This window comes from Streptomyces sp. NPDC007875 (assembly GCF_042868035.1).
Lineage (GTDB): Bacteria > Actinomycetota > Actinomycetes > Streptomycetales > Streptomycetaceae > Streptomyces > Streptomyces antimycoticus.
The window spans coordinates 20,157-45,153 of record NZ_JBIADZ010000012.1 but is presented as its reverse complement, the minus strand read 5'-3'; the positions used below and the strand labels follow the sequence as shown (position 1 = coordinate 45,153).

The window sequence follows — 24,997 nt, the reverse complement described above, 5'->3', positions numbered from 1 at the left end:
GCGCCGACGGCGGAAGCCCGAGGCCATCTCGCACCATCCATCACATCAGCTCGAAGGAGACGCGCATGTTCTACGAGATCCGCCGCTACCAGACCAGGCCCGGCCGCCGGGAGGAATGGGTCGGCTTCATGGAAGAGGTGATCATCCCCTTCCAGAAGTCGAAGGGGATGAACGTCATCGCCTCGTTCATCGACGAGGAGGACCCCGACGGCTATGTGTGGATGCGGCGCTTCGCCGACGAGGCGGAGCGGGAGCGGCTGTACGCGGCGGTCTACGGGAGCGATCGGTGGCAGCAGGAGATCGGCCCCCGGGTCGAGGAACTGATGTTCCGGGAGAAGATCCAGGTCACGCGTGCCGTGCCCACGCCGGCTTCCGGGCTTCGCTGACCGCGTCGGCTCCACCGATGAGCGCACCATGACGGCCACGGCTGTCCGCCGCTGGCGCTCGACGGTTCCGTCCCGCCCGGAACCACACGGTTCCGGGCGGGCGGGCCAGGGTCACCCGGAGACGGTCCGGGCGGGAACGACGGGGGCGGCGGCTTCGGCGCCGCCCCGGCCGCTGCCGCGGCGCAGGAAGTACACGCCGACGGTGGCGAGCAGCGAGGCCGCGGAGAGCGTGTAGAGGCCGCCGTTGGTGCTGCCCGTCGTCTCCTCCAGATAGCCGAAGAGGGTCGGGGAGACGAAGCCCCCGAGGTTGCCGAGGGAGTTGACGACGGCGAGCCCCGCGGCCGTGACCCTGAGGTCGAGCGTGGACTGGGCCAGCGGCCAGAAGAGGTTGGCGGCGCATTTGCTGCCGACGGCGGCCAGGGTGACGGCGGCGAGGCCGAACCACGGGGAGCCGAGGGTGGCGAGGAAGGTGCCGATGGCGGACAGCACCAGGACGACGGCGAGGTAGGGCCGCCGGTCCGGCATGCGGTCGGTGTAGCGGCTCATCGTGTACATCGCGATGACCGCGCAGATCCACGGGATGGCCGTGAGCAGCCCGATCTGGAAGGAGGAGAGTCCGCCGATGTCGTCTACCAGGCTCGGCAGCCAGAACGTGATCGCGTATCCGGTCAGCGCCATGGCGAAGAACACGCCGGTCAGCAGCGCCACCTGGGGGTGGACCACCAGGCGCAGCCTGGACACCTGCGGTTCGCGGCTGCGCGCCTCGCGGTCCCGGCCGACCGCCGCGCCGAGGGCGGCCTTCTCCTCGCCGGTCAGCCAGCGGGCGTCCTGGATACGCGAGACGAGGAAGAAGGCGGCGACGATGCCCACGGTGATCGAGATGGCGCCTTCCAGCGCGAACATCCAGCGCCAGCCGGCGAATCCGCCCAGGCCGTGCATTTCCAGCAGCGCGCCGCTGATGGGGCCGGTGACGATGTAGGCGGTCGCGGAGCCGCCGAGGAAGAGGGCGCTGGCCCGGCCGCGGGCGGAGTCGGGCAGCCAGGTGGTGAGGTAGTACATGACGCCGGGGAAGAACCCCGCCTCCGCGATGCCCAGCAGGAACCGCAGCACGTAGAAGGAGGTGGCCCCGGACATGAAGCACATGGCGAGGGTCACCGCGCCCCAGCTGATCATGATCCGGGTGAGCCAGACGCGGGCACCGAAGCGCTCCATCAGCATGTTGCTGGGGACTTCGAGCAGGGCGTAGCCGATGAAGAACAGACCGGCGCCGAGTCCGTAGGCCGCGCTTCCGATCCCGATGTCGGCCTTGAGGTCGTCCTGGACGAAGCCGACGTTGGTGCGGTCCATCTGGTTGACCACCAGCATGAGGACCAAGATGGGCATCACCCGCCGCAGAAACTTGGTCACGGCCCGTTCGACGAGCTCCGAGGAGGCGGCCGGATCAGGGTCGGGGGCGGGGGGATTCACCATGCCGGCTCTCCTCGCGTCGTTCATGTACACGAACACTCATGAAGTGTGTGCAGACTTTACGATCGCCCGTTCCTGCGGGTCAATGACTCCGGAAGCAACAATTCCGCAGGGAAACGCATGAGTTATGGCTGGTGGTTTGCCTCCCTCTCGCCCGGGCATGCCCCTTGGTAGGGTTCATGCACCTACCACTTGTTCAACTATATGAATGGACGTCGATGTTTGACGGAGCATCTCTGCGCATCACGGATGTCACCATCACCCCCGTCGCCTTCCGCGACCCCGCCCTGCTCAACTCCGTCGGCGTCCACGAGCCCTTCGCGCTCCGCTCGATCGTGCAGATCCACACCGACGCGGGCCTGACCGGGCTCGGCGAAACCTACGCGGACGAGCTCCACCTGGAGCGCCTCGCGGCCGTCGGCCACGAGATCGTCGGGCTCGACGCCTTCGCCACCGAGGAGCTGCACCAGCGCGTCCAGCGGGTCATCGAGCGCGTGGGCGGCGCCGGTGGCTCCGGGCTCACCGGCATGATCACCACCAGCAGCACCGTCGACCGGGTCGCCTCCCCGTTCGAGGTGGCACTCCTGGACATCCAGGGCAAGGCCGTCGGGCGCCCGGTCTGCGACCTGCTCGGCGGTGCCGTGCGGTCCGCGGTCCCGTTCAGCGCCTACCTCTTCTACAAGTGGGCCGCCCACCCCGGCCAGGAGCCGGACTCCTGGGGCGAGGCCCTCGACCCCGACGCCATCGTGGCGCAGGCCCGGCGGATGGTGGACGACTACGGCTTCACCGCGATCAAACTGAAGGGCGGCGTCAGGCCCCCGGAGGAGGAGACCGAGGCGATACGGGCGCTGCGCCGCGCCTTCCCCGACCATCCGCTGCGCCTGGACCCCAATGCCGTCTGGACGACACAGACGTCGGTGAAGGTCGGGCGCGCGCTCGACGGCGTGCTGGAGTATCTGGAGGACCCCACCCCCGGGATCGACGGCATGGCCGCGGTCGCCCGCGAGGTCCCCATGCCGCTGGCCACCAATATGTGCGTGGTCGCCTTCGACGAGCTGGCCCCCGCGGTGGCCGCCGACGCCGTCCAGGTCGTCCTCTCCGACCATCACTACTGGGGCGGACTGCGCCGTTCCAAACTGCTCTCCGGTATCTGCGACACCTTCGGCATGGGCCTGTCCATGCACTCGAACTCGCATCTGGGGATCAGCCTGGCCGCGATGACCCACCTGGCCGCGGCCACCCCGAACCTCACCTATGCCTGCGACACCCACTGGCCCTGGAAGACCGAGGACGTGATCGTGGACGGCGCGCTGACGTTCACCGATGGCTCGGTGCCCGTGCCGACCGCCCCCGGCCTCGGTGTGGAGCTGGACCCCGACGCCCTGGCGCGGCTGCACGAGCAGTACGTCCGCTGCGGACAGCGCAACCGCGACGACACCGGGTACATGCGGCGCTTCGATCCGTCCTTCCAGGCGGCCCTCGCCCGCTGGTAGCCCGCCGCACCATCGGGGCTCACCTGCCGGAATACCTCGATTGAAGGAGGCCGTGCTCGGCCACCTGGAGTACCCGGATTTCGGCTAAGCGTACGAAGCTGCAGGCCAGGACGTTTTCTTAGCCTCTGAGGGACGGAAAGACGCCGAAACCCTCGGAAGTGCTGAGACTTGTCTTCTGCTCCTCGCGTACGTACCGCCCCTGATCGGACCGATCGCCGCCGCCGGCGCACGCTGGGCGCGGCGATCGCGGCCGGCCTCGCCCTCGGCGCCCTGGCCGCGCCCGCGGCCGGAGCCGTGGACCACCACGCACGGCACGGCGCCGGGACGGCCGCCCCCAAGGCCGACACCGGCTCGCCGGTGCGGATAAACCAGGTCGGCTATCTGACCCACGGCCCCAAGAAGGGCACCGTCGTCACGACGGCCACCAAGCCGCTGGCCTGGACGCTCCGGGCCGCCGACGGCACCAAGCGGGCGAGCGGGACCACCCACCCCGCGGGCGTCGACCCGAGCTCCCGGCAGAACGTCCAGACCTTCGACTTCAGCAAGGTCACCGACGCGGGCGAGGGGTACACCGTCACCATCGACGGGAAGAAGAGCGAACCGTTCAGCATCGGTGACCACCTCTACCGCTCGCTGCGGAGCGACGCGCTGGCGTACTTCTACCACAACCGCAGCGGCATCAAGATCGACGCGGACCTCGTGGGCTCGAAGTACGCCCGCCCCGCGGGCCACGACAAGGCGGCCCCGCACCGGGGCGACACCGACGTCCCGTGCCAGAAGGGCGAGTGCGACTACCGCCGGAATGTCTCCGGTGGCTGGTACGACGCGGGTGACCAGGGCAAGTACGTCGTCAACGGCGGTATCTCGGTGGCCCAGCTGATGTCCGCGTACGAGCGCACCCACACCACCAAGGGTGTCGACGCCGCGCCGCTCGGCGACGGCCGGCTCCGGGTGCCCGAGCGCGGCAACGGCGTCCCGGACATCCTGGACGAGGCCCGCTGGGAGATGGAATTCCTTCTGCGCATGCAGGTGCCCCAGGGCGAGCCGCTCGCCGGGATGGCGTTCCATAAGGTGCACGACAAGCAGTGGACCGGGTTCCCGACCCGGCCCGACCAGGACAAGCAGCAGCGTGAGCTGCACAAGCCGTCCACCGCGGCCACGCTCAACCTGGCGGCCTCTGCCGCGCAGAGCGCCCGGGTCTTCAAGTCCTACGACCCGGAGTTCGCCGCCCGCTGCCTGCACGCGGCCCGGACCGCGTGGGACGCGGCCAAGGCACATCCGAAGATCTTCGCCAGCGACAAGGACTCCACGGGCGGCGGTGCCTACGGTGACCGCTACGTGGGCGACGAGTTCTACTGGGCCGCGGCCGAGCTGTTCCTCAGCACTGGTGATCACACCTACGCCAAGGCGGTGCTCGGCTCGCCGCTGCACCGCGACGTCGACGCGCTCTTCCCGCGCGGCGGCGGCATGTCGTGGGCCTCGACCGCCGGCCTCGGCGCGCTCGACCTGGCCACGGTGCCCAACAAGCTCACCGCCAAGCAGCGCGCCGAGGTGCGCACGATGGTGACGAAGGCCGCCGACCGTTACGCCGCGGACTCCGCGAAGTCGGCCTACGGCGTTCCGTACGCGCCGAAGGACGGCAAGTACGAGTGGGGCTCCAACAGCCAGGTGCTGAACAACATGGTCGTGCTCGCCACCGCGCACGACCTGACGGGCAAGCCCCGCTATCTCGACGCGGTGCTCCGTGGCATGGACTACGTGCTGGGCGGAAATCCGCTCAACCAGTCCTATGTCACCGGCTACGGCGAGCGGAACTCGCACAACCAGCACCACCGCTTCTGGGCGCACCAGCGTGACCACAAGCTGCCGCATCCGGCACCCGGTTCGCTGGCCGGTGGCCCGAACTCCGGGCTGCAGGACGTGGTCGCCAAGAAGAAGCTGAAGGGCTGCGCCCCGGCGATGTGCTACACCGACAGCCTGATGGCGTACTCCACCAACGAGATCACCATCAACTGGAACGCCCCGCTGGCCTGGATCGCCTCGTACGTCGATGGCCTGGGCGGCGGTGCCGCGGGCAAGCCCGCGGGCTGACCCGGCCCGCGCTCGGCCCCTCCAGCGGCGGGGGGGGGCCCCCCCGCGGGGGGGGGGGGGCGGGGGGGGGGGGGGGGGGGGGGGGGGGGGGGGGGGGTGGGGGGGGGGGGGGGCCCCGCCCCCCCGCCCGGGGGCGCCCCCCCCCCGCCCCCCCCCCCCCCGGGGGCCCCCCCCCCCCGGGGGGGGGGCCCCGCGCCGCTTGGCGTGCGTGGGGGAGTGGTCGGCAGGTGGCGTTCGTCCGGGTGAGCAGTCCCAGCCGCCTGCATGCGGGGCTCCAAGGGGCGGTCGGAGGCGTGCCGCACGAGCACCGCAGGCGCCTTCGTGGATCCGGCACGGTGGCGCGTGGGAGGGCCTTACCGGAACGGATGGTGCGGGGTGCGGGTGCTGTCGTGCTGGGCGCGTACGGCATGCGTTCGATATATCGAATGCTGGCCGGTCTTCGGGCGCCGTGGACGATAGAGGACTCACCCGGGGCGTCAATACCTCTGGTGTCGTCAGGGAAAGCGCACGGCCAGGACGCCCCGTCGAGGGGCGACCTGGCCGTTGTCGCGCGCGGTGGAGCGAAGACTTAGTCGGCGCCGAACTCCATCGCGGCGCGGTCGAGCAGCGTGTCCTGCCCGGACACGTGTCCGTCCGAGGCGATCGCCTCGGAGGCGCCTTGGGGCATCGCGCCGATCAGCCCGGTCGAGGCCGCCTGCGCGGCGCCGATCAGCGCGGGATGCGCGTTGCCGACCATGCCCAGCTCGGCGTACTGCTCCAGCTTGGCGCGCGAGTCGGCGATGTCGAGATTGCGCATGGTCAGCTGGCCGATCCGGTCCACCGGCCCGAAGGCGGAGTCCTCGGTCCGCTCCATGGAGAGCTTGTCCGGGTGGTAGCTGAACGCCGGTCCGGAGGTGTCCAGGATGGAGTAGTCCTCACCGCGCCGCAGCCGCAGGGTCACCTCGCCGGTGATCGCCGCACCGACCCAGCGCTGCAGCGACTCGCGCACCATCAGCGCCTGCGGGTCCAGCCAGCGGCCCTCGTACATCAGCCGGCCGAGCCGCCGTCCCTCGCTGTGGTACGTGGCGAGGGTGTCCTCGTTGTGGATCGCGTTGACCAGCCGCTCGTACGCCGCGTGCAGCAGCGCCATGCCCGGTGCCTCGTAGATGCCCCGGCTCTTGGCCTCGATGACGCGGTTCTCGATCTGGTCGGACATGCCCATGCCGTGCCGACCGCCGATGGCGTTGGCCTCCAGCACCAGATCGACGGCGGAGGCGAACTCCTTGCCGTTGATCGTCACCGGCCGCCCCTGCTCGAAGCCGATCGTGACGTCCTCGGCCGCTATCTCGACCGTCGGGTCCCAGAACCGCACGCCCATGATCGGCTCGACGAGCTCGATGCCCGTGTCGAGGTGCTCGAGCGACTTGGCCTCGTGGGTCGCGCCCCAGATGTTGGCGTCGGTGGAGTAGGCCTTCTCGGTGCTGTCCCGGTAGGGCAGGTCGTGGGCGACCAGCCACTCCGACATCTCCTTGCGGCCGCCGAGCTCGCTGACGAAGTCGGCGTCCAGCCAGGGCTTGTAGATCCGCAGGGAGGGGTTGGCCAGCAGGCCGTAGCGGTAGAACCGCTCGATGTCATTGCCCTTGAAGGTGGAGCCGTCGCCCCAGATCTGCACATTGTCCTCGAGCATGGCGCGCACCAGCAGGGTGCCGGTGACCGCCCGCCCGAGCGGGGTGGTGTTGAAGTAGGCGCGGCCGCCGGAGCGGATGTGGAACGCCCCGCAGGCAAGGGCCGCGAGCCCCTCCTCCACCAGGGCCGCCCGGCAGTCGACCAGCCGGGCGACCTCCGCGCCGTACGTCGTGGCGCGCCCGGGGACCGAGGCGATGTCGGGCTCGTCGTACTGGCCGATGTCGGCGGTATAGGTGCAGGGCACCGCGCCCTTGTCGCGCATCCACGCGACCGCTACCGAGGTGTCGAGGCCGCCGGAGAAGGCGATCCCGACGCGTTCGCCGACAGGGAGGGAGGTGAGAACTTTGGACACAGCAGGAGTATGCAGTCTTATGCATGATCATGCAAGCGCCCCTGGTAATGCTCGTGACCCAACGGCTCGTCCCGCGCTTCGCCAAGCCGGGAACCGGAGCGTCCGCGTGGCGCCGGGCGGCTCCGGGCGGCGAAGCGCGGGGGCGAGGATCACGAGGTCAGATACGCCTCCACCTCACTGAGCTGGGCCGCCGGCCAACCCGTGTTGCCGGTGACATTGAGCTTCAGGTAGCGGACGTTCGTGCTGCCGGGCAGGTCGACGGTGACCTTGTTGCCGGTCGCCGGGTCGAAGCGGTAGCCCTGCGAGCCCACCACCGTCGAGTACGCGGAACCATCGGCGCTGCCCAGTACGGACAGGGTCTGGGTACGGGCGCCCCACGCCGAGGAGGGCGGCAGCTTCAGCACCAGCCGGCGGATGGCCTGGCTGGAGCCCAGGTCCACGGTCAGGGCCTGCGGAAAGGCGTTGTTGGCCGACTCCCAGTAGGTGCCGGCGTCGCCGTCGACCGCCTTGCCGGGGGTGTAGACGTCCTGGGAGCCGGTCGCGGTGGCCGGGCGGCCCTTGGCGAGGTTGCGGCCCGGGTCGGGGTCCGGGTTGCCCTGGCCGGGCTGGGGCCAGGTGGAGCAGTCCGACCAGGTGCTGCTCCAGCCGGAGTTGCCGCCGCCGTCGGCGACCTCGAAGGTGCCCGAACCGGCCGGGAAGGGGCAGTTGTAGACGCCCGCCACGCCGACGCTGGAGGCGGTGACATTGCTGAACTTCGCCGCTCCCTGCGCCTCGGCCTGGACGACGACCGTTCCGGGATTGGTCACGGTCGCGCCGGTCACATTGACGTTCTTGACCGCGTAGCCCCGGCCGCCGCCGGAGACGAACTCGAAGGCGCTGTACGGACTGTCCGTGATGGTCGTGTTGGTGATGCTGACGGTGGCGTCGATCGCGCTGTCGTAGGAGTCGACGCGCAGGGCGCCCATCGGGTGGTTCCAGTTGGGATTCATGGCGCCCGCGCGCACGAGCGTGTTGCCGTCGACCGTGATCGTGCCGGCCAGCGGATGGAACGGGTCCAGGAACTTCTGGTTGGAGATGGCGATGCCGCTGCCCAGCGCGTTGGTGTCGGAGATCAGGTTGTTCTTGACCGTGATGTCCCTGCCGCCGTAGATCGCGATGCCATTGGCGAGGTTCGGCTGCGAGATGGTGTTGTTCTCGAAGCTGCTGCTCACGTCCGGGGAGTTCAGCGACCACATGGCGAGCGAGTCGTCGCCCTGGTTGCGCAGGAAGTTGTTGCGGACCCGTACGTCCTTGGCGCTGCCGTTCAGGTTGAGGCCGTCGGCGGTGGTATCGAGGATGCGGTTGTTCTCTACCACGAGATTGTCGTTGTTGCCGGTCAGCCAGAGACCGACCTTCAGATGCTGGAGCCACATGCCCGACACGCTGGAGCCCGGGCCGAGCGAGCCGTTGACGAAGTTGTCCGGGTTGGAGTCGACGCGCTCGGTGACCTCGCCGATGACCGCGAAGTCCTTGATGTGGACGTTGCCGGAGGAGCTGGTCTGGTCGATGAACCGCGAGGTGTGCACGACGGAGTGCCAGCTGCCGGCGCCCTGCAGGGCGACGTTCTGGACACCGCTCAGGGAGGAGGTCAGCTTGTAGTCGCCCGGCGGGATCCAGACCACGCCGCCCTGGGCGGCGGCGATGGCGTCCCGGAATGCCTGGGTGGAGTCGCCCTGCCCGCTGGGGTCGGCGCCCTTGGAGGTGACCGAGACCGATCCGGCGGGCTGGCTCGCCGCCGCCGCGACCTGCTCGAAATCGGCCACATCGACGGTGACCTGGGCGTTCGCCGCCTCGAAGGCGATCTTGTCACCGGCCTGGACGTTCTGCCCGAGCAGCAGCCGGGCGTTGTCGTAGAAGTGGTGGGCCTTCGAACCCATGATCCAGCCGGTGTCCACATACGAGTACTTGGACGTGACCGTGAGGGTCTTGGCCAGCTTGGTGCCGTTGACATAGACGTTGAGCGCGCCCGACTGACCGTCGGGCACGCTGTAGGACACGTTCACCGCGTTGGCGGCGCGCGGTGCGGTGAACTCGACGCGCTGGCCGGTGGCGAGGCGGACCGCCTGGCGCCCGGACGCCTCGGAGGCGAGCGTGCCCTGGGTGAAGTCGGGGCCGATCTTCGAACCCGTGGTGGTGGCCGATTCGGCCTCGACCGAGGTGAAGGGCAGGGAGGCGCCCGCCGCCGCATGTGCGGCCGTGGGGGTGAGGGTGACGAGCATGCCGGCCGCCAGGGCGACGGTCGCGCCGATCGCCGACAAGCGCCTGGCTGATGCCGATGCGATGCTGCTGCTGTGCATGTGCTGATCCCTTCGTGGTGGGGGTGGGGATAGCGCGGTGCGGTGGGGGTGGCTCAGGCGAGCAGCCAGGCCGCCGTGTCCTGCGGAAGGCGGCCCTGGCCGTCCAGCGGGCCGCTGCTGAGCAGCAGCCGGGAGGTGCCGTCCAGCTCGGCCGGGGTGTCCGCGAGGTTGACCATGCAGACCAGGCCGTTGTCACGGGCGAAGGACAGGACACCGTCGGCCGACGGGAGCCAGGTCAGCGGCCCGTCGCCGAAACCGGGGGTGGCGCGGCGGATGCGGATCGCCTCGCGGTAGAGGGCGAGCATCGAACCCGGGTCCGCCTCCTGTACATCGGCCGCGTACGCCGGCCAGTGAGCGGGCTGCGGCAGCCACGGCTCCTCGCGCGAGCCGAAACCGGCGTACGGCGCCTTGGCCCCCCACGGCAGCGGCACCCGGCAGCCGTCGCGACCCGGGTCGATGCCGCCGGAGCGGAAGTGCATCGGGTCCTGGATGCGGTCGCGGGGGATGTCGGCCTCCGGCAGGCCCAGCTCCTCCCCCTGGTAGACGTAGACGGCGCCGGGCAGGGCCAGCGACAGCAGGGCGGCGGCCCGTGCCCGCCGGGTGCCGAGGGCGAGGTCGGTGGGGGTGCCGAAGACCTTGGCGGCGAAGTCGAAACCGGTGTCCTCGCGCCCGTAGCGGGTGACCGTGCGGGTCACATCGTGGTTGCACAGTACCCAGGTGGCGGGGGCGCCCACCGGAGCGTGTTCGGCGAGCGTCTCGTCGATCGACGCCCGCAGCCGCCCAGCCTCCCAGGGGCACGCCAGAAAGGAGAAGTTGAAGGCGGTGTGCAGCTCGTCGGGGCGCAGATAGCGGGCGAAGCGCTCGCTGTCGGGCAGCCACACCTCGCCGACGAAGACGCCTCCGTACTCGTCGGCCACCCCACGCCAGGAGCGGTAGATGTCATGGAGTTCGTCGCGGTCCACGTACGGATGCGGATCGCGGCCCTCGACGAAGTCGGGCAGCCGGGGATCCTTGGCCAGGAGGGCGGCCGAGTCGATGCGGACGCCCGCGACACCCCGCTCGAACCAGAAGCGCAGGATGTCCTCGTGTTCCTGGCGTACGGCAGGGTGCGCCCAGTTGAGGTCCGGCTGCTCGGGGGCGAACAGATGCAGATACCAGTGGCCGTCGGGCAGCCGGGTCCACGCCGGGCCGCCGAACTCCGACTTCCAGTCGTTGGGCGGCAGTTCACCGTGGTCGCCGCGGCCCGGGCGGAAGTGGAAGAGCTCGCGCTCGGGGCCGCCGGCGAGGGCGGCACGCCACCAGGGGTGCTGGTCGGAGACGTGGTTCGGCACGATGTCGACGATCGTGCGGATGCCCAGCTCCCGGGCCTCGGCGATGAGCTTCTCCGCCTCGGCCAGGGTGCCGAAGGCCGGGTCGATGGCGCGGTAGTCGGCGACGTCATAGCCGCCGTCCTTCATGGGCGACTGGTACCAGGGGCTGAACCACAGCGCGTCGACGCCGAGTTCGGCGAGGTACGGCAGCCTGGCGCGGACGCCCGCGAGGTCGCCGGTGCCATCACCGTCGCCGTCGGCGAAGCTGCGCACATAGACCTGGTAGATGACGGCGGAGCGCCACCAGTCGTGGGGCGTCCGGGCAGGGGTGGGCTGGGCCACGGTGGATGCCTTTCTGTCGAGGGGGCGATGTCAGCCCTTCGTGCTGCCCGCGCTGATCCCGGCGATGATGTGCCGCTGGAAGACGAGGAACAGCGCGACCATCGGGATGCTGGCGATGACCATCGCGGCGATGAGCACGGTCAGCTGGATGTTCTGCGACAGCTGGACGAGTGCGACGCTGATCGGCTGCTTGCCGGTGTCGGAGAAGACCATCAGCGGCCACAGGAAGTCCTGCCACACCGCGACCAGCGCGAAGATCGACACGACGCCGAGCACCGGACGCGACATGGGCAGCACGATCGACCACAGGGTGCGCAGCTTTCCGGCGCCGTCGATCTCGGCGGCCTCCAGGACGTCGCGCGGGATCTGGTCGAAGAATCGCTTGAGGAGATAGAGGTTGAAGGCGTTGGCCACGGCCGGCAGCCAGATCGCGAGCGGGTCGTTGAGCAGGCTGGTGTGGATCAGCGGCAGATCGGCGACGGTCAGGTACTTCGGCACGACCAGCGCCTGGGCCGGGACCATCAGCGTGGCGAGGATGCCACCGAGGATCACCTTGCCGAAGGCGGGCTTCAGCTTGGACAGGGCGTAGGCGGCGGCCGTACAGAGGACCAGCTGGAACAGCCAGGCACCGGCCGCCTGGACCACCGTGTTCCACAGATGCTGCGGAAGCTGCATCAGGTCCCAGGCATCGGTGTAGCCACTGGAGTGCCACTGCTTCGGGACGAGGGTGGGCGGGGTCTGCGCCACCTCGTCCGGCGACTTCATCGCCCCGGACACCATCCAGTAGACGGGGAAGAGGAAGGCGATCGCGAAGAGCACCACCACGGCCGTGAAGACCGTCCAGTAGACGGCCCGGCCGCGGGGGCGGGCGAGAGCGGCGGGGGAGACGAGGGTCCGGGTGCTCATGCGTCGTCCTCCCCGGAGCGGGTCAGCCGCAGATAGAGGGCGGAGAAGGCGCCGAGCAGCACGAGCAGCATGACGCTCAGCGCACAGGCGCCACCGAAGTCGTTGTAGAGGAAGGCGTACTTGTAGATGAGGTAGAGGACGGTGACCGTGGCGTTCTCCGGGCCACCGCCGGTGATCACGAAGGGCTCGGTGAAGACCTGCATCGTCGCGATGATCTGCAGCAGCATCAGCATGAGGATGACGAACCGCGTCTGGGGGATCGTGACATGGCGGACGCGTTGCAGCAGGCTCGCGCCGTCCAGTTCGGCCGCCTCGTACAGCTCACCGGGGATGGACTGCAGGGCCGCCAGATAGATCAGGACGGTGCCGCCCATATTGGCCCAGGTGGCGACGATGACGAGGGAGACCAGGGCGGTGTCGGCGCCGTTGGACCAGTTCGAGGTGGGCAGATGCGCGAAGCGCAGCGCCTCGTTGGCCAGCCCGGCGCCGGGGTCGTAGAACCACTTCCACAGCAGGGCGCTGACCACCGGCGGGATCATCACCGGCAGATAGACCACGACCCGGAAGAACGCCTTGGCGTGCCGGAGTTCATTGAGGACCAGGGCGAGCAGGAACGGGATCGCGAAGCCGATGACCAGCGCCAGCAGCGTGAAGGTGAGGGTGTTCCGCCACGCCGCGGTGAACTCCGGATCGTGCAGGACCCGGGTGAAGTTTGCGGTGCCGACCCATTCGGGGGACGAGCCGGGCGTGTACTTCTGGAAGGCGATCACGACCGCGCGGATCGCCGGATACCAGGAGAACAGCGCGAAGCAGACGAGACCGCCGAGGAGGAAGCCGTAGGCACGAGCCTGGTCGGCGAGGCGGCGCCGCCCCCGACCCCCCGCCGGGGGCGGCGCCTGTACCGGGTGGACGGCGATCGCCTCGGCGGGCGGCCGCGCAGCGGTCTTGGTCATCGGATCAGCCCCGGGCCAGGATGCTGTCGATCTTTCCGGAGGCGTCCTCGATGAGCTGGTCGATGTCGGCGTCCTTCTTGGTCAGGACGGCGGAGACGGCTCCGTCGAGGACGGAGTAGATCTGCTGGGCGTGCGGCGGCTCGATCTTCATCCGCAGCTTCTGATTGCCGTCCAGGAAGGTCTGGTAGTTGTCCACGGGGACATTGGCGTTGGCCTTCTTGACCTGCTGGTCCTTGGCGTCGGCGGCGCCGGTGAACAGCCGCGGCTCGGGCAGGCCCACCGGGGCGTTGTTCTTCTTGGCGCGGACGTAGTCGCCGAGGAAGCCCTTGCCCGGGGTCAGGAACATATGGTCGAGCCACTTGAGACCGGCCCGGATCTGGGCCGGCGTGTCCTTCTTCTGGAACATATAGCCGTCGCCGCCGATGAGCGTGCCCTTGCCACCGGGCATGGGGGCGATGGCGAGGTCCTCGTAGTTGCCGCCCTTCTCCTTCACCAGGATCGGGATGTTGTCGGGCGCGGCGAGGTACATGCCCAGCTTGCCCGAGCCCATCATCTGCTGGGCGTCGTTGATGACGAGGAGCTGCTTGCTGCCCATCGAGTCGTCCACCCAGCGCATGTCGTGCAGATTCCGCAGGACGGCGCGCGCCTCGGGGGTGTCGATGGTGGCCTTCTTGCCGTCGGCGCTGACGACGTCGCCGCCCTGTGCGTAGAGCTCCGCCGTGAAGTGCCAGCCGCCCTGGTTCTGTGCGCTGTAGTCCGCGTAGCCGACCGTGCCATCGCCCAGCGCGGCGATCTTCTTGGCGTCGGCGCGGACCTCTTCCCAGGTCATCGGCGGCTTGTCGGGGTCGAGTCCCGCCTTCTCGAAGAGCTTGCGGTTGTAGATCAGGCCCATCGAGTAGCCGGTGCGCGGGATGCCGTAGACCTTGCCGTCGACCGTGTAGATGTCGCGCAGCTGCTTCTGGAGGGTGGGGTAGCTCTTCAGCTCCTTGACGTACGGCGTGAGATCGGCCGCCTGGTTGATGTCGACGACGTGCCGGGCGTCGGTGAAGTACGTGTAGAAGACGTTCTCCATCTGGCCGCCGGCCAGCTTGGCGTCGAAGGTCTTCGGGTCCTGGCAGGGGAACGCGTCATGCGCGACGACGTCGATGTCCGGGTTCTGCTTCTCGAAGGAGGCGATGTCCTCCTCGAAGAACTGGCGGTCGACCTTGGCGCTCTTGGGCGGCATGCAGTTGACGGTGATACGCGTCTTTCCGCCCGCCGAGCCGTCGTTCGACCCTCCGCAGGCGGTGAGGGCGAGGGAGCAGGCGCTGAGCGCGATGAGCGTACGACGGAACCCGGTGCTTCTCATGGGTGGACCCCTCTGTACAGGAGCAGGGAAGCCCCACGGCCGCGAGCGGGGCGCACACAACCGTGAGTGCGCCGCACACTCAAGCACCGTCGACAACGGGCCGCAAGATGTCGCGTAGATTCTGTAATTATTCAACTGAACTGTGGATCAGGTGGATTGAGCCTGCCGACCCCTCTGCCGACCGCCTGTCGCCCCCCGGTGGACCGCATCGCGACGGGCCCCGCGCCTCACTCCCGTGGCGGCTGCGCGGTGGAGCCGCGCACCACCAGCTCCGGCTCGAACAACAGCTCCTCGGACGGCACGGCCGCGCCGCCGATCTGCGCGTTCAGCAGCTCCACGGCCGCCCTGCCCATGGCCTCGATGGGCTGGCGGACGGTGGTCAGCGGCGGCTCGGTGCAGTTCATGAACGCGGAGTCGTCGTAGCCGACCACGGACACCTGCGACGGCACGCCGAACCCCTTGCGCCGCGCCGCCCGGATCGCCCCCAGGGCCAGCGGGTCACTGGCGCAGATGATGCCCGTGACCCCCCGGTCGATCAGCCGGGAGGCCGCGGCGTGGCCGCCCTCGATCGAGAAGATCGCCCGGGCCACGAACTCGTCCGGCAGCCGGCCGGCGACCGCGCGCGCGGCGGCCAGCTTGCGCGCCGACGGCATATGGTCGCCGGGCCCGAGCACGAGCCCGATCCGCTCGTGGCCCAGAGAGGCCAGATGCCGCCATGCCTGCTCCACGGCCACGGCGTCGTCGCAGGAGACGCCGGGGAAGCCGAGATGCTCGATGGCCGCGTTGACCAGCACCACCGGAATGTTGCGCTCGGCGAGCAGCCGGTAGTGGTCGTGCGGCGCGTCGGCCTGTGCGAACAGCCCGCCCGCGAACACCACCCCGGAGACTTGCTGTTGCAGTAGCAGGTCCACGTAATCGGCCTCGGAGACCCCGCCCTTGGTCTGGGTGCACAGCACCGGAGTCAGCCCCAGCTGCGCCAGCGCCCCGCCGATGACCTCGGCGAAGGCCGGGAAGATGGGGTTCTGCAGCTCGGGCAGGACCAGCCCGACCAGCCGGGCCCGGTCGCCTCGCAGCTGGGTGGGCCGCTCGTAGCCGAGGACGTCCAGCGCGGACAGCACCGCCTGCCGGGTGGCTTCGGAGACCCCGGGCTTGCCATTGAGCACCCGGCTGACCGTGGCCTCGCTGACACCGACCTTCTTCGCCACTTCAGCAAGTCGTCGCGTCATGCACGCAAGCGTAGCGCAAGAATTGCAAGTCGCTTGCGTAATGGGGGTGTAGATCGTGCGAACCCCTGTGGTGGCCCCGGCTCATGTGGCCCGGGTGACGGCCACCGCCGCTTTGAGATCCGCCCAGAACTCCGGCCGGATGCCGATACGGTTAACCCAGCCGGTAGACGGTGCTCCTGGTCCGGCCGCGCACCCGCAGACGTACCTCGGTCGGTCCCGGGCGGGCCTGGAGGATTGCCTTGAGCTGCTGGACGGAGCGCGGTGTCACGTGCGCTTCGAGCATCTCGAGGCGCAGCGGGGCATGGCGGGCGCTCAGGTCGGGAACCTCCAGTTCCATCGCCACCAGCCGGGGCACGTCCTCGCGTCTGTCGAGTCGGCCCTTGACGAACACCACCGTGTCCTCGACGAGTTGGGCCGACACCAGCTGGTAGGTGGCGGGGGAGACCATGCACTCGATGGAGCCGGCCAGGTCCTCCACGGTGGCGATGGCTCCTTGTCCATCCGCGGCCACTTCTGCAGCCAGCCCTGCGCATACGCGTCCGATGACAGCCGGAACAGATGGTGCAGCCCGGTGGTGTCGGCCGCCCAGATCGTCTTGTGGGTGTAGCCGCCCGAGCCGGAGACGTCATTGCGCTTCTGGTGGGGCTGCCCCCACGGGATCTTGCGCTTGGTGCGCCGCGACTCCGGGGCGACATACGCCTCGATCCCGATGATCGGCGTCACGCCCGAGGCCGTGGCCTGCTGGAAGAAGTCGTACGCGCCGTGCAGATTGCCGTGGTCGGGCAGGGCGAGGTGCGACATGCCCAAGTTCGAACGCCTCGGCGAGCTGCTGCCGGATCTCGGCGGATCGCCCGGCCTGGGCGAGCACCTCGGCGCTGGCCACCAGCAGCGGCCGGTCCGTGGTCTCGGACTCGATGATCCGGGCCCACATCGACTCCACTCGCGCCCCGGCCCCGGAGGCCGGGGCGGCCTCCGCGGACCCGGACCGCACCTTCTCGCTCCACTCGTCGAGCGATTCCAGAAGCGCCGCGTTGAGCAGCCGCTCCTTCGAGCCGTAGTGGTAATTGATCGTGCCGAGCGGTGCGTTGGCGGCGGCGATGTCACGCGAGGTCGTACGGGCGAATCCCCGCTCCTCCAGGCATCGCTTCGCCCCGGCCATCAACTGTTCCCGATGTCCCATGCCGACCGCCCTACTCCAGTCTTGAACGGACGTTCTGGACGTCCGTTCTGGACGGACGTCCAGAACCTTGATTCCGAACGTTCGCCCAGCCCGCGGATCAGGTGTGGCTCGGTGCCGGTTCCTGCTCGGGACGGGGCGCGTCGTGCTCGTGCCGGGGGAGGAGGAGCGGGGTCGCCAGGCTGAGGACACCGGCTGTGGCGATCGCGATCCGGGGACCGGTGACAGCGGCCAGCAGCCCCCACAGGGCGGTCAGGGTCGCGACGGTGGCCTTGCTGGAGACCGACCACGCGGAGAGGGTGCGGGCGACCCGGTCCGCCGGGGTCCGGTCGAGCCGATAGGTGGCGTACAGCGGGGTGAACACGCCCATGCAGCAGATCAGCCCCAGCTCGACCGCCATGACCAGCACCAGCCCCGCCGTACCGGGGCGGACGAAGGCCAACCCCGGCAACCAGCACGCCCGCAGCGCCCCCGCGGTCAGCATGACCCGGTGCTGCCCGAACCGTGCCGCCAGCCGGGGAGCCAGCCGGGAGCCGATCAGACCGCCGACGCACGGCAGTGTGAAGGCCATGGCGTACTGCCACGGCGCGAACCCCAGGCTGCCCAGCATGAGGACGGCGAGCAGCGGCGCGGTCGCCATGATCAGCCCGCCCACCAGGACCTGGTTGAAGAACAGCGGGCGCAGCGCCGGGTGGGTCAGAATGCAGCGCCAGCCCTCCAGCAGCTCACCGGCTCGCAGCCGTGGAGGCGGGCCGGTGCGCTCGGGGCGTGGCTCCGGGCCGCCGATCGCACGGATTCCTGCTGCGGAGAGCAGAAAGCTGACCGCATTGGCCGCCACGGCCATCACCGGACCGAAGAGCCCGATCGCGGCCCCGCCGATCTGCGGTCCGAGCATGGTGGCGGTCCAGGACGTGGACTCGAACCGCGCGTTCGCCACCAGCAGGTCCTCCCGTGGCACCAGCGCCTTCAGACACGCCCCACTGGCCGCGGTGAAGGCGATGTCGGCCGCGGAGACGACGACCGACACGACCACGAGCTGGACGAAGGTGAGCCGGCCGAGCAGGAACAGGACGGGGACGGTCATCAGGGCCGCGAACCGGACCACATCCATCGTGATCATCACCGGCCGCTTGCGGCGGAACTCCACCCACGGCCCGAGCGGCAGCGCCACCGCCGCGCCCACCGCGAGCCCCGCGGCCGCCAGCAGCGACACCTGGGCCGACCCGGCATGGAGAACAATGATCGCGATCATCGGGAACGCGTCGAACGCGAGCCAGGTGCCGAACGCGCTGACCGCGTATGCCGCCCAGAGCCATCCGAACTCCCGCCCCAGCTTCCGCCTCGCCCCCATGTGCAGCGCACTCCCCGCCATCTCGCCCGAAGAACCTCACGTAGAACGGGCGATATCCAAGCGAGCCGGGGCGGGCGGTTCAAACAACGTCCTCGACATGCCACAACCATGAGTTGTGCGGCTAAGGTGGTCGACGTGGACCTCAAGGCCGTGCGCACCTTCGTCGCCGTCGCTGACGCGGGCCAGTTCCAGGAGGCGGCCGCCGAGCTGTCCATCACCCAGCAGGCCGTCTCCAAGCGCATCGCCGCGCTGGAGAAGGAGCTCGGTGTGCGGCTGTTCACCCGTACCGCGCGCGGAGCCCGGCTCACCATCGACGGGCAGGCGTTCCTGCCCCACGCCCGGGAGCTTCTGCGGGCCGAGGAGCGGGCCGCCGCTTCCGTACGCCCCGGCCGCCGTGCGCTGCGTGTCGATGTGATCGGGCGGCGGCTCGCACCGGCCGATCTGCTCCGCGGTTTCCACCGCGCGCACCCCGAGGTCGAACTCGATGTGGTGACCCTCTTCGACGCCGACGCGGCCATCGCCGCCGTGCGCACCGGCACGATCGACGCGTCGTTTCGCGCGGTCACCGTGCCCGCGCGGCGGCTCCCCGGCGGCATCGAGGCCACCCGGGTCCATGACGAGCCCATCCAGCTCCTCACCGGACCGTCCCATGAGCTCGCCGCCGCCCGCGAGGTCACCCCCGCCGAGCTCGCCGGGCACCGGATCTGGATGCCGGGCATCGTCCCCGGTACCGAATGGGCCGCCTACTACGACGACCTCGCCGCCGCGTTCGGGATCACCATCGACGCGATCGGCCCGTACTTCGGGCCCGAGCCGCTCCTCGACACGATCGCCGACTCCTCGACGCTGGCGACCTTCGTCGGCGAACGGACCCGCCTGGTCTGGCCCGCCGACTACGGGCTGCGGCGCATCGCGGTGCGCCACCCGACCCCGGTCTACCCGCATTCGCTGGTCTGGCACCGTGACAACCCGCACCCCGCCCTCACCGCGCTCCGCGACCACCTCGCCTCCGCGCCGCCCGGCCACCGCGACACCGACGCCTGGACGCCGGAATGGGCGTGGTGACCGAAATCACCGCGCCACCGCCGACCGGCGGATCATGCGGGCCGGTGAGTTCGCGCAGGTCGGCAACTCCCGCTATTTATCGCCGAAAAGGTGCGGGTTGACAGCGGATCAGCCAACGATCTAGGTTCACCTCAGGGGGACTCGCTGGACGGCGAACGGGGGCTGTGGTGAGTGTTTTGGCGTTGCGCGCATCCGATATCACCGGGATCGCGCGACCGGTCGCGCGTGATGACTTAATGGACCGAATGACCGACCGGTTGACCTCAGGAAATGCTGTCTTGGATCGCGAGGAAAGCGACATCTCACCCCAGCGTGGCGGATTTCGCGGGAATTCCCTGTCCGGCCCTGGCGTCACCGCATGGCTGCCGCCTCACGAATCCGGCAAGAGCCTGGTGGGCGCCGGTGCGCAGGCTGTCACTCAACCGCCCACCCACTCCACAGAGTTCGAGGCGCGCCGGATGCTCGCCTCGGATATCGACGCCGCCCACCCGGTGAGTTTCAGCCGACGGGCCGGCTTCCCCGGACTCCGGAACCCTATGTGCCGCACGTCGAATACCGGCGCGGAGCGGGGCGACGGTGCACCGGTGCTGACTTCCCTTTAAACGGCGTCCGCGCCGTAGGTGACCAAGTATCAGGGCAGTATCAGCGAAGTAATCGCGCAAAACCATTTCCATCAGTCGTCGGGGAAGGCTGTGTTGTGGGGCAATCAGGCGCGCCCAAATCCCAAGGTCTCAGCGCGGCCATGAGCAATCTCTTCGAGCGCACCAGGCGAAAGGAATCCACGGGTGTGGTGCCCGTCGCCAGGGACCGTGAGCTGAGGGTGTCATTCGCGCAGCGACGACTGTGGTTTCTGGACCAGCTGGAGCCCGGCAACGCCTCGTACAACCTGCCGTTCGCGGTGCGGGTGCGCGGCCGCTTGGACGTCGCTCATCTCTCCCGGGCCCTTTCGCTGGTGGTCGCCCGGCACGAGGCACTGCGCACCACCTTCACCGAGACCGGCGGCCAGCCGGCGCAGCGGATCCAGCCCCCCGCTCCCGTCCCGGTGCGGATCGAACCGGTGCCCGACGGCCCGGAGGAGGAGCGGCTTGCCGCGGTCCGGCAGCTGGCCGGAGCGGAGATCACCGAGCCCTTCGACCTGAGCACCGGACCCTTGCTCCGGGCCAAGGTGCTGCGGCTGGACGAACACGACCACGTCCTGCTGCTGACGGTGCACCATGTGGCCACGGACGCCTGGTCACAGGGCATTCTGGTAGGTGAGCTGTCCGCCGCGTACGAGGCGCTCGACGCCGGGCGGGAGCCCGTACTGCCACCGCTGCCCGTGCAGTACGCCGACTACGCGGAGTGGGAGCGCGACTGGCTGTCCGGTCCGACCCTCCGCCGCCAGCTGGACTACTGGACCAAGCGGCTCGACGGTATGGCGCCCGCGCTGGAGCTGCCCACCGACCGGCCCAGGCCCTCGGTCGCCCGCCAGGAAGGCGACGCGGTGCGCTGGGAGCTGCCCGCCGAACTGATCCAGGCCGCCCGCCGGCTGGGCGCCGGTGAGAACGCGACCCTCTACATGACCTTGCTGGCCGCCTTCCAGCTGGTCCTGGGCCGGTATGTGGACAGCGACGACATCACGGTGGGCACCCCCGTGGCCAACCGGGGGCGCGCCGAGGTCGAGGGCCTCATCGGGTTCTTCGTCAATACCGTGGTGCTGCGGACCGACCTGTCCGGTGACCCCACCTTCCGCCAACTGCTGGCACGGGTGCGGGACATGGCGGCTGGTGCCTTCGCCCATGGCGACCTGCCCTTCGAGTATCTGGTGGAGCAGGTGCACCCAGAGCGGGACCTGTCCCGGAACCCGCTGGTACAGGTGCTCTTCCAGATGATCAACGTGCCGGCGGAGCGGCTCGCCCTGCCCGGCGCGGAGACCGAGCCCTACGACCACGGCCGGATCCTCACGCGCATGGACCTGGAGGTCCATCTCGTCGAGGCCGAGGACGGAGTGCTCGGTCACATCGTCTTCAGCAAGGCCCTGTTCGACAGGAGCACCGTCGAACGGCTGCTGCACCATGTCACCGTCGTCCTGCGAGGTGTTCTGGCCGAGCCGGACCGGCCCATCTCCGAGATCTCCCCGCTCGACGACGCCGAGCGGACGAAGGTCCTGGAGGAGTTCAACCACACCACGGGCCCCGTACCGGCCGGATCGCTGCCCGCGCTCTTCACCGCCCAGGCCGAGCGCCGCCCCGGCGCGGTGGCCGTGATCAGCGGTGCCGACCGCATCACCTACGCCGAGCTGGACCAGCGGTCGAACCAGCTCGCCCACCTCCTGGAGAGCCGGGGGATCGGCCCCGAGACCCTGGTCGGGCTGTGTGTCGACCGCGGCGCCGAGATGATCGTGGCGATCCTCGCGATCCTCAAGCTCGGAGCGGCCTATGTGCCGATCGACCCGAACCACCCCCGGGACCGTATCCAGTTCGTCCTGGCCGACGCGGGGGTGACCGTCGCCGTCACCCAGCGGCGCTTCACCAGCCTGCTCGAAAGGCCCTTTGAAACGGAGGAGATCGCTGAGGCATCGGGGATCGCCGAAGGGCCGGAGGCACCCGGGGGGACAGCAGAGGCACTTGCCTCCAGGGAAGGCGCGCAACCCCGGACGTCCGGGATCCGGCTCATCCTGCTCGACGCCGAGCGCGAATCGCTCACCAACCGGCCCCCGACCCCGCCCATGGCACGGCCCACCGCCCAGAACCTGGCCTATGTCATCTACACCTCTGGCTCCACCGGAGTCCCCAAGGGCATCCTCATGCCCGCCGCCTGTGTGCTCAACCTGGTGGCCTGGCAGAAGAAGGCCCTGCCGATCGGCCCCGACGCCAAGACGGCCCAGTTCGCCACGCTGACCTTCGACATCTCGCTGCAGGAGATCTTCTCGGCGCTGCTGTACGGCGAGACGATCGTCATCCCCGGCGAAGAACTGCGCATGGACCCCGTCGAGTTCGCCCGATGGACCCACGCCCACGAGATCGACCAGCTCTTCGTACCGAATGTGATGCTGCGGGCGATCTCCGAGGAGGTGGATCCGCACGGCACCGAGCTGGCCGCGCTGCGCCATCTCTCACAGGCCGGTGAACCCCTCTCCCTCCACCACGATCTGCGCGAGCTGTGCGCCCGCCGCCCGGAGCTGCGGCTGCACAACCACTACGGTCCCAGCGAAGCCCATGTGGTGACCTCGTACTCGCTCCCCGCCGAGGTGGCCGAGTGGCCGCTCACCGCGCCCATCGGCCGCCCGATCGGCAACACCCGGGTGTATGTCGTCGACCGGCGGCTCCGGCCCGTCCCCGTGGGGGTGCCCGGTGAGCTGTGCGTGGCCGGAGCGGGCCTGGCCAGGGGCTACCTCGGCCGCCCGGATCTGACCGCCTCCCGGTTCGTGGCGAACCCGTTCCAGGGCGACGGATCGCGCATGTACCGCTCCGGCGACCTGGTGCGCTGGCTGCCCGACGGCAACCTGGAATACCTCGGCCGGATCGACGACCAGGTGAAGATCCGTGGCTTCCGGATCGAACCGGGCGAGATCGAGGCGATCCTCGCCAGGCACCAGGATGTGCTGCACACGGCCGTGATGGTGCGTGAGGACACCCCGGGGGACAAGCGGCTGGTGGCCTATGTGGTGGCCGACGCCACCGCCGCGGACCGGCACGACCGGCTGACCGAAACCCTGCGCCGGCACGTCGAGTCCGCGGTGCCCGAGTACATGGTGCCCTCCGCTTTCGTCCTGCTGGACAGCATGCCCCTGACCTCCGGTGGCAAGATCGACCGGAAGGCGCTGCCCGCCCCCGACCTGCGCACCGTGCTCGAGGTCGGCTACGTCGCTCCCCGCACCCCCGAGGAAGAGGCCGTCTGCCGCGTCTACGCGGATCTGCTCGGCGCCACCAGGGTCGGTATCGACGACGACTTCTTCGCACTGGGCGGCCACTCCCTCATCGCCACCCGGGTGGTCGCCAGGCTCCGGACCGCCCTTGGTATCGACGTACCGCTGAAGACCGTTTTCCAGCAGCGCACGCCCAGGGAGCTGGCGGCCACGCTCACCGCCGCTGCCCGGTCCGTTCCCGAACCCGAGCTGCCGCCGTTGGTCCCCGCCCGGCGCGATCAGCCCGTCCCCCTCACCTTCGCACAGCAGCAGACGGACCTCTTCTTCGGCGATGTCCTCGACGCCGGGCACTGGAACATCCCCATGGCCGTGCGGGTCTCGGGCGAACTGGACCTCGACTGCCTGCGGCGGGCGATGGACCTGCTGATCGACCGGCACGAGGCCCTGCGCACCACCTTCGTCAAGGAAGCCGACGGATACGTCCAGGTGATCCGGCCAAGTGTGCCGGTCCAGGTGGAAGTGGCCGAGGCGGACGACGAGGCCGAAGCCTCCGTACTGGCCGGACAGGAGGCGGCACGGCCCTTCGATCTCACGAGCGGCCCACTGGCGAGGCTGCACGTGCTGCGCCTGGCCGAGCTCGACCACGTTCTGGTGCTCACCCTGCACCATCTGGTCACCGACGGCTGGTCGCAAGGCGTGCTGGTCCGCGATCTGTCCCTCGTGTACTCGGCGCTGCTGCGCGGCGCCGAACCCGATCTGCCACCCGTGCCCGTCCAGTACGCCGATGTCGCGCACTGGGAGCGGGAGTGGTTGCGCGGAGATCTGCTGCGACGCCAACTCGACTACTGGCAACGGCACTTCGAGGGAATGACGCCCGCCGAACTGCCCACCGACCGGCCCCGCGCCACGTCGGCCCGATACGAGAGCGGCATCTACCACTGGCGACTGCCGAAGGACGCCGTGGAGGCGGCCCGACGGCTGGGCGAATCGTCCAGCGCCACCTTGTACATGACGCTGCTGACCGCGCTGAAGGTGGTCATGTCCGCCCGCTCGGACAACCAGGACGTCCTCGTCGGCGTGCCCATGGCCAACCGCGGCCGGGACGAACTGGAGAACGTGGTGGGCCTCGTCTCCAAGATGCTGGCGGTACGCACCGAGGTCTCCGGCGCCACGGACTTCGGCACACTGCTGGCCACGGTGCGCGATGCGATGTCCGACGCCTTTACGCACCAGGACCTGCCGTTCGTCTCCGTACTCAAGCACTCGGACGAACCCACCGGCGGCCACGCCGGGACGCGGCTGTCGGACGATCCGCCAGTAAAGGTGATCTTCCAGATCGTCAACACTCCACAGCGCCCCCTCATGCTCACCGGGCTGACCGCCGAACCGTTCCTGATGACCCACCCACCGGTGACCGTCAACGTGGACATGGAGATCGATCTGTACGAGAACGCGGAGGACGGCGGCCTCGCCGGCACCGTGCTGTTCAGCACGTCCCTCTTCGACCGCGCCACGATCGAGCGGTTCTGCGACGACGTGGTGGCGGTGGTCTCCACGGCCGCCACGGACCCTGGACGGTCGGTCTCGCAGGTCTGGCAGGTCCGAGGTCGCGATCAGTGAACGACGATCCCGCATCCGGTTCCGCGAGCGACCCCGCAGGTGAGAGCGGTCCCGCAGGTGAT

General features: G+C 69.7%; 16 protein-coding genes and 2 pseudogenes. 6 read left to right on the top strand and 12 right to left on the bottom strand.

The genetic code is table 11. From position 1 onward, the window contains the following. Nucleotides 1–65 precede the first annotated feature (65 nt). Entirely contained in the window at nt 66–386 is a 321-nt protein-coding gene (locus ACFYOY_RS24650) for an NIPSNAP family protein (protein ID WP_351888056.1), read from the top strand. Between the two features lie 111 nt (nt 387–497). Here the strand turns inward: ACFYOY_RS24650 and ACFYOY_RS24645 are convergent, their stop codons facing one another. Continuing rightward, entirely contained in the window at nt 498–1,856 is a 1,359-nt protein-coding gene (locus ACFYOY_RS24645; RefSeq protein WP_351888053.1) for an MFS transporter, read from the bottom strand. A gap of 215 nt (nt 1,857–2,071) precedes the next feature. Between ACFYOY_RS24645 and ACFYOY_RS24640 the strand changes: the two genes are divergently transcribed. Continuing rightward, nucleotides 2,072–3,346 carry a glucarate dehydratase family protein gene (locus tag ACFYOY_RS24640; protein ID WP_351888050.1) on the top strand — a complete coding sequence of 425 codons (1,275 nt, stop codon included), beginning with the start codon at nt 2,072–2,074 and terminating at the stop codon, nt 3,344–3,346. A 243-nt stretch (nt 3,347–3,589) separates the two neighbouring features. Further along, nucleotides 3,590–5,437 carry a glycoside hydrolase family 9 protein gene (locus ACFYOY_RS24635; RefSeq protein WP_388589870.1) on the top strand — a complete coding sequence of 616 codons (1,848 nt, stop codon included), beginning with the start codon at nt 3,590–3,592 and terminating at the stop codon, nt 5,435–5,437. A gap of 568 nt (nt 5,438–6,005) precedes the next feature. Here the strand turns inward: ACFYOY_RS24635 and argG are convergent. The 11 genes and pseudogenes from argG to ACFYOY_RS24580 form a co-directional block, all read right to left on the bottom strand. Then, nucleotides 6,006–7,454, bottom strand: coding sequence for an argininosuccinate synthase (argG, locus tag ACFYOY_RS24630; RefSeq protein WP_059144785.1), 1,449 nt, complete (start codon nt 7,452–7,454; stop codon nt 6,006–6,008). Nucleotides 7,455–7,603: 149 nt separating this feature from the next. Next, on the bottom strand, nt 7,604–9,790 hold the full coding sequence (locus ACFYOY_RS24625; RefSeq protein WP_388589611.1) for a discoidin domain-containing protein: 2,187 nt from the start codon (nt 9,788–9,790) through the stop codon (nt 7,604–7,606). A 53-nt stretch (nt 9,791–9,843) separates the two neighbouring features. Continuing rightward, nucleotides 9,844–11,442: a glycoside hydrolase family 13 protein gene (locus ACFYOY_RS24620; protein ID WP_351905670.1), complete on the bottom strand. Its 1,599-nt coding sequence runs from the start codon at nt 11,440–11,442 to the stop codon at nt 9,844–9,846. Between the two features lie 30 nt (nt 11,443–11,472). Next, the gene (locus ACFYOY_RS24615; RefSeq protein ID WP_351905673.1) at nt 11,473–12,348 is read right to left on the bottom strand and encodes a carbohydrate ABC transporter permease; all 876 of its coding nucleotides are present in this window, start codon (nt 12,346–12,348) and stop codon (nt 11,473–11,475) included. Next, complete coding sequence (locus ACFYOY_RS24610) at nt 12,345–13,301, bottom strand: carbohydrate ABC transporter permease (RefSeq protein ID WP_093469238.1); 957 nt, start codon at nt 13,299–13,301, stop codon at nt 12,345–12,347. The genes ACFYOY_RS24615 and ACFYOY_RS24610 overlap by 4 nt, the downstream gene beginning before the upstream one ends. 4 nt (nt 13,302–13,305) lie before the next feature. Beyond that, nucleotides 13,306–14,649 carry an extracellular solute-binding protein gene (locus ACFYOY_RS24605; RefSeq protein WP_351905677.1) on the bottom strand — a complete coding sequence of 448 codons (1,344 nt, stop codon included), beginning with the start codon at nt 14,647–14,649 and terminating at the stop codon, nt 13,306–13,308. A gap of 227 nt (nt 14,650–14,876) precedes the next feature. After that, nucleotides 14,877–15,875 (bottom strand): LacI family DNA-binding transcriptional regulator, encoded by a 999-nt coding sequence (locus ACFYOY_RS24600; protein ID WP_351905680.1) that lies wholly within the window; start codon nt 15,873–15,875, stop codon nt 14,877–14,879. A gap of 151 nt (nt 15,876–16,026) precedes the next feature. Next, nucleotides 16,027–16,344, bottom strand: a complete 318-nt coding sequence (locus tag ACFYOY_RS24595; RefSeq protein ID WP_388589867.1) for a hypothetical protein — start codon at nt 16,342–16,344, stop codon at nt 16,027–16,029. Between the two features lie 5 nt (nt 16,345–16,349). Next, nucleotides 16,350–16,676 (bottom strand): annotated as a pseudogene (locus tag ACFYOY_RS24590) (PHP domain-containing protein); the annotation flags it as partial. 235 nt (nt 16,677–16,911) lie between these two features. Then, nucleotides 16,912–17,034: pseudogene (locus ACFYOY_RS24585) on the bottom strand (helix-turn-helix domain-containing protein); the annotation flags it as partial. 118 nt (nt 17,035–17,152) lie between these two features. Continuing rightward, nucleotides 17,153–18,403 (bottom strand): MFS transporter, encoded by a 1,251-nt coding sequence (locus ACFYOY_RS24580; RefSeq protein ID WP_351905686.1) that lies wholly within the window; start codon nt 18,401–18,403, stop codon nt 17,153–17,155. 135 nt (nt 18,404–18,538) lie between these two features. Between ACFYOY_RS24580 and ACFYOY_RS24575 the strand changes: the two genes are divergently transcribed. The 3 genes from ACFYOY_RS24575 to ACFYOY_RS24565 all read left to right on the top strand — a co-directional run bounded on the left by ACFYOY_RS24575 (nt 18,539) and on the right by ACFYOY_RS24565 (nt 24,935). Continuing rightward, the gene (locus tag ACFYOY_RS24575) at nt 18,539–19,468 is read left to right on the top strand and encodes a LysR family transcriptional regulator (protein ID WP_351905698.1); all 930 of its coding nucleotides are present in this window, start codon (nt 18,539–18,541) and stop codon (nt 19,466–19,468) included. A gap of 167 nt (nt 19,469–19,635) precedes the next feature. Further along, nucleotides 19,636–20,070, top strand: a complete 435-nt coding sequence (locus tag ACFYOY_RS24570) for a hypothetical protein (protein WP_351905689.1) — start codon at nt 19,636–19,638, stop codon at nt 20,068–20,070. A gap of 140 nt (nt 20,071–20,210) precedes the next feature. Then, complete coding sequence (locus tag ACFYOY_RS24565; protein ID WP_388589605.1) at nt 20,211–24,935, top strand: amino acid adenylation domain-containing protein; 4,725 nt, start codon at nt 20,211–20,213, stop codon at nt 24,933–24,935. Nucleotides 24,936–24,997: the final 62 nt, after the last annotated feature.